The organism is Parvimonas sp. M20 (genome assembly GCF_035282425.1).
GTDB lineage: Bacteria > Bacillota > Clostridia > Tissierellales > Peptoniphilaceae > Parvimonas.
In genome coordinates, this window is record NZ_JAYKBQ010000068.1 from 1 (window position 1) to 586 (window position 586).

2 protein-coding genes are annotated in these 586 nt (G+C 54.8%); both read left to right on the top strand.

What is annotated here, in order from left to right; translation table 11 throughout:
• Positions 1-134 precede the first annotated feature (134 nt).
• Positions 135-269 carry a hypothetical protein gene (locus VJI93_RS08415; protein ID WP_324000492.1) on the top strand — a complete coding sequence of 45 codons (135 nt, stop codon included), beginning with the start codon at positions 135-137 and terminating at the stop codon, positions 267-269.
• Positions 269-463 (top strand): hypothetical protein, encoded by a 195-nt coding sequence (locus tag VJI93_RS08420; protein ID WP_324000493.1) that lies wholly within the window; start codon positions 269-271, stop codon positions 461-463. Before VJI93_RS08415 ends, VJI93_RS08420 begins: the two co-directional genes overlap by 1 nt.
• The last annotated feature ends 123 nt before the right edge of the window (positions 464-586 follow it).

A 586-nucleotide genomic window follows, 5' to 3' on the forward strand; every position in this document is an offset into this window, starting at 1 on the left:
CGCAACGTTCTCGAGACGCCTCTGAAGAAGCAGGCGGCAGAGTAAGGGCGTAAGACGCGAGTGAGAGTGAGTGCGACACTCTCACAGTCGCGGACGTTCTCTTGCACGGTACACAGGGTGAGGAGTCCTTAGACATGTTACAGATGGTCCAAGACTGGTATGACCAGGGCTACAACGTCACCATCAACGGTGATCGTGGAACAATCGTGATCACGGACAGCAATGGCGAACTGATGGCATGCTATCCATTCGAACAGGAGGTCTTCTAATGACCAAGCGTAAGGTGGATCAGGTCCTTCTGACCTATGCAGTCATCGTCTACTATGACTCGGACTATCACGAGTACACAGCAGAGTTCCGTGACGCACCCAAGGACAGACGTGAAGCCACAGCGTACCACACGGACGACAAAAGGGACGCGCTAGAGACTGCCATGATTATGGCCAGACAAGGGTGGGGATGACCTGCCCTTTTCTTTTGCCTAGAGTTGGCCCGTGCCGCCAGGTAGAGCCTGTAGACAGGGCCTTTGTTTGCCCGGTACGCTGGGGCATGGGCATCTTAGGGAGGCTACCGTTTGGATATGTCC

Bases quoted from the DNA above. Each gene is read 5' to 3' on its own strand.
- VJI93_RS08415 (WP_324000492.1), top strand. From the start codon at position 135: ATGTTACAGATGGTCCAAGACTGGTATGACCAGGGCTACAACGTCACC.
- VJI93_RS08420 (WP_324000493.1), top strand. From the start codon at position 269: ATGACCAAGCGTAAGGTGGATCAGGTCCTTCTGACCTATGCAGTCATC.